We start from the raw sequence: 4,824 nt of genomic DNA, 5'->3' as shown, positions 1-4,824 counted from the left end.
GTCACCCGCAACGCGACGGACCGCTCGCACTACGCCCGCACGATTCAGGCGGTCCGTGGCGACTTTCGACACGCGGCATACGCTTGTTTAAGGGCTAGAGTGAAGCGTTGCCGCGTCGGCGACATCTTGCTATTGATTCGAATGATGGACTTCGTGCCGACGGTGAGGCACCATCCGTCGCAACCACCCAGTTCCGAATAGCAAACCTCGACTTGGAGCTTCTCGGCTAGCTTCTCGGGGGACTTCGGAAAATTGTCCCTGCCGAATCGTTTCGCATCTTCGACCGAGATCATCCGCTTGTCGATCGCAAGGGTCTAATGCCCAGGAGCCGATTCATATCCGCAAGAAGAGCCTGCTTGGTCGCATCATCAAGCCGGGATAGATCCTGACTTCGAAATCGCACCTTAACGTTGGGATGAAGAGTCAACATCCGAACGAGGTGCAAATCGAGATCGGACTTCGCATCTAAACCGTTGACCGCGTCCATGTCGGCGCGCACATCGTCCGCCGTGAGCTGACGCCCACTGGAGACCGGCACGAAATCGTCGTCTCGACTTGGCATTAGATGCACCCTTCTGCTTCGAGCCACTTCTCTGCTACATCGGCTGGAAGCTCGTAATCAATCATACCGTCCTCGTCTACGGACAGCACGCAAAAGCCTTTTCCCTCGTAAAAACGCTGCGATCTGGCGTCCGGAAGGCAGGACAACCATACCCGCCCGCCGAGGCCGAGAGAATAGCTGTGTTGCACCGCGGCAAGCAATAACGCCGTCCCAACCCCCCGGTATCTCGGTGGCGCAACCAGCCAATCCCGATTCCTGGGGGCGGCGGCGAGCCGATCCATGTAGACCGTCCCCTCATTCGGATCGAGTTGCGACCGAGCGTCAACCCGATAGATGGCCGCGCCCTCGATGTCACCCTCCGGCCCGCGAGCCGCGAGGCATTCCCAAGCTGCACGGTTCCTTTTCTCTCCGACTTGCTGCCGCCAGCACCAATGGTGGTCTCCCTCTTGCTCTCGTAGTGTTTTTGACACGGGGATTCCCCACCATTTGCCATCGATGGAATCCGCCGCGTCATGCCTGGTCAGGCGACCCACGATAGCGTCGACGTCTATTTGTCGTGCGACATCGAAGAGAGTAACTCCCGTCGGCAAGACGAACATAGTGATTGGTCGACCGGTTCAGGCGGAAGCGGAACGAAGAATGTCACACGGAGCGGAACATAATACTGCGCCGACTTAACAACTCATAGCGCCGCTGATCGCGGCTTCATTTTCAGCATGGAACCCTTCGTCACACTTCAGTCGACGCCAAGCTCTTCGGTTTCGCTTGGCCTGATCCTTGCTACGACTTGGCCTCTCCGTACGACATCCACGCCCGCGAGCCTGACCGGGCACCTTGGGGTCGATAAGGGGTCGGGAGTGAACGTCACTAAGCTAGCCTGCATATTGTGCTAACTTCGGCTCATCGACCGCAATGCGTTGTGCAAGCACGGCCTTAACTTAGTGGCATTCGGGTCGGGAGTCGATTCGCACGGTCGTCGTAGAGTGCCACCGGCCTTTCTATCAGCCGCTCAGGCTCGCCGTACTCGGCGCAGCCTGGGGCCACTCGTTTTCTTCTCCGTCCGTTACGCCGAGGGCATTCCAGCGAATGAATCGGTTCGACCGCGAGCCCGTCTATATCGGTCGCCGTCGATTCGCAAGAATTCGGCTTAGTCGATCTCATTGGGCCAGAATGTTCCGCTCCTCATGGCAGACGAATCCGCCCGCTGCAAGGCATCTCGGCATTCGGTGGCATCCTTGCTTCGCATAAAAACCGCTAAAATGCACAAACACTCGGCCAGTGCCGTAACGCTGGAGTTCATGAAGACGACCTGCATGTTGTTGTCGTGATTCAAGTAAACCACCGATCCTTCGTTTTGCTCGTCTATGCAGATCATGTCCCCCGAGCCGTTGTGGCCGATCATGCTGTACCGGTCGTACGAGGCGTCTAGCCCGTAGCCGTCGCTTAGACGTTGCAGCATATCCTTAGGCGAAAGCCCAAACGACAGAAACGGAGACGCCTGGTTGGGGAGTCCCGATTCCGACAGGATCGCCTTGTCCGGCGGACGGATCATTAGGTTTTGAACGAGCGAAATCGGAAACCGAACGAACTCACGAATTTCCCGCCCCAAATCGGCCAAGTCGGGCGGCAATTCAGGAAGGCTCTCGATAAACCGAGTTTTGAACTCTTGGGGCGTCATCGCAGGCCTGTACGGTTTCTTGGGTCCATTCGTTCGCGGCCGATGCCGGTCAAGTTAAAGCCCGAAGCGTCAGTTCCGAGCTTTGAATCCGGTCGAGCAAAGCGGACAGGTCTGTCGGAGGATAAGGGGTCGGGAGGTCGGGAGTCGATTCGCTCGGTCCTCGTAGAGTGCCGCCGGCCTTTCGATCAACCCTCACGCACAAACCCACTGCGCTCGAGCAAGCGCTCCGAGCGCCGGTTGTCGACCCTGACGAAGGCGTGCACCCGATTAACCTGGTCCTGGTCCTGGCCCAATGCCGTAAGGCCACAGGAACCCAGCGTCCGCTGCGGCAATCAATCGGGACAAGTCTCATGCCGTCAACACGTTCGCTTGGCTTGTCGGGGCGAGACGCTGGTCATTTGATCATCGCCTCCGCATCCTCAAGCTCTTCCTTGACGACGGGGCGCGAATGGCGCGACTTCAGCATGAGGCCGCGCAGCCGAATGTGAATAGCCCGGTATCGGCCGTGTCGCCGATTTACGAGTGGCCGGTTTCCGGTTGACAGTCCTGGTCCGCTAGGGGCGGCTGTTTTACCACCGTCTTAAACAACTCGACCAGCGCCTCGATCTTCACGGGCTTGACGAAGTTGCGGTCGAAGCCCGTTTGCGCCTGACGCAGACGGTCCGCCTCGCTCGGCGTGTAACCCGTCAAGGCGCAGATCATCACGTTCTTGAACTCCGGCTTCTCTCGCAAACGCTTCGCAACCTCATAGCCGTCGATGCCCGGCAAGCCGATGTCCAGGAGCACCACGTCGGGCCGACAATCCAACGCCACTTCCAAGGCGCTCGGACCGGTGCGGGCAATGTGCACTTCGTGTCCGTACAGTCGGAGCAACAGGTTTAGGCTGTCGGCGGAATCCACGTTGTCCTCGACCACCAGGATTCGCAGCGGGTTGGCGGCCTCGAGCGATTCGACGATGGTCGTGGTTTCCCGCCAGGGGACGCCCGAAGCCAACGGTAGCTTGACCGTAAACTCACTCCCTTTGCCGAGGCCGCCGCTCTGAGCTTGCACCCTGCCGTCTTGCATCTCCACCAGCGTGCGGACCAAGGCAAGCCCGATTCCCAGCCCTCCGTAAGTCCGGCCGTGGGAGCCGTCGGCCTGAGTGAACATGTCGAAAATCTGGGGAAGCAGCTCCGGCGTGATCCCGACACCGTTATCCCGCACCCGGATCACCGCTTCCGATCCCTCCTGTCCGACGCTCAGCCGAATGAGCCCCCCGATGTCGGTGTACTTCGCCGCATTGTTGAGCAGGTTGACGACGATCTGCTCCATCCGAGCCGAGTCGGCATCCACCCAAACCGGCTTGGTCGGCAGCGACATGGAGAACTCGTGCTTGCGGGCCTCCAGTAGCGGTCGGGCCGTCTCGGCGGACCGGTTGGCGATGACGCGTAATTCGACCTTTTCCTTGGTCAGCCGCAGCTTCCCCTTGGTGATGCGGGTGATGTCGAGCAGGTCGTCCACCAAACGCACCATCTGCGCCACCTGGCGGTTCATGATGTTCCCGGCCTGCTCGATGATCGGGTCGTTGGTCTTCATCTGCCGGATCACGCTCAAGGCGTTCAGAATGGGCGCCAACGGGTTGCGCAGTTCGTGAGAGAGCAATGCAATGAATTCTTCTTGGGCCCGGGCGGCGGCGGTCAAGTCGTCGGCCCGCTTCTTTTGCGCGTCCTGCGCTTGGCTGTCGGTCAGGTCGTGCATCACCCGGGCAAACGACCGGACCTGCTTATGTTCGTCCCGCAGGGACGTCATCGTCGACCGACACCAGAATCGGGAACCGTCTTTCCGAACTTGCCACAGCACCCCGTCGGCTCGACCGTCGTCCGTGGCCTTCGCCAGCTCATGCTCCGGTTGGCCGGAGCGGATGTCTTCCGGCGCGAAGAAGCGAGAGAAATGTTGCCCCTTGATTTCGTGTGAGTGATAACCGAACAGCCGTTCCGCACCGGCGTTCCAACAAATCAAGTTGCCGTCTTGGCCGAGCATGAAGACCGCGTATTCCTTTGCGTCGGCGGCCAGCAGTCCGAACCGCTCCTCGATTTGTTGCGGCGAGAGGTCGCCCCCGAATTCTTCGTCCATGGTCACGACTTTCGAAAGGATCGAATCAGCGAGGCTTCCCTTAAGCGGAGACCCCTTGGAACGGGATCGCTCTCGACGCGATTCAACTTCTTGGCAGAACCTCAGAGAGCCATCGGCTCCGCTGGACCGGCGACGACAAAGTCGACGGGAGAGGAACTGAAGAGCATCCCGTGCGGCGTCATTTTCGCCGATCTGGCGGAGCCGATCCTACTTTCAATGACCTTCCGGCTCCGCAACTTACCATTGTTCGGAATTTGGGCCTGCACGCAACGCCATACTGACCATTAGGTAGTGTCCTAGGACTGTGTTGCCGGCTACTTCGGCGGCTTCTCTTTCTTGTCCGCAAACCGCTGCATTTTGGCGCCAACTTCTTTTGCCTGCTCGGCCAACTTGGCGGCTTCCCTCCGTCTCTCCGTCTTCTAGCGCCCAACGCCTGGCGTCTAGCCCCAACTCCCGCCCCCGCCTCATCTTC

Annotated in this window: 3 protein-coding genes; 1 reads left to right on the top strand and 2 read right to left on the bottom strand. The window is 59.5% G+C overall.

All coding sequences use genetic code 11. From position 1 onward, the window contains the following. Positions 1 to 201, top strand: a 201-nt coding sequence (locus SGJ19_13855) for a hypothetical protein (GenBank protein MDZ4781335.1), incomplete at its 5' end; no start/stop codon positions are given. 1,508 nt (positions 202 to 1,709) lie between these two features. On the opposite strand, the gene SGJ19_13850 is transcribed toward SGJ19_13855, so the two are convergent. Both SGJ19_13850 and SGJ19_13845 read right to left on the bottom strand, forming a co-directional pair. Beyond that, a complete protein-coding gene (locus tag SGJ19_13850) occupies positions 1,710 to 2,180 on the bottom strand; it encodes an SUKH-4 family immunity protein (protein ID MDZ4781334.1) in 471 nt (156 codons plus the stop codon). Positions 2,181 to 2,756: 576 nt separating this feature from the next. After that, positions 2,757 to 4,352, bottom strand: a complete 1,596-nt coding sequence (locus SGJ19_13845) for an ATP-binding protein (GenBank protein MDZ4781333.1) — start codon at positions 4,350 to 4,352, stop codon at positions 2,757 to 2,759. Positions 4,353 to 4,824 lie beyond the last annotated feature (472 nt).

Source organism: Planctomycetia bacterium (assembly GCA_034440135.1).
GTDB lineage: Bacteria > Planctomycetota > Planctomycetia > Pirellulales > JALHLM01 > JALHLM01.
This window is presented reverse-complemented; position numbering and strand designations above follow the sequence as displayed.

Bases quoted from the DNA above. Each gene is read 5' to 3' on its own strand.
- SGJ19_13845 (MDZ4781333.1), bottom strand. From the start codon at position 4,352: ATGGACGAAGAATTCGGGGGCGACCTCTCGCCGCAACAAATCGAGGAG.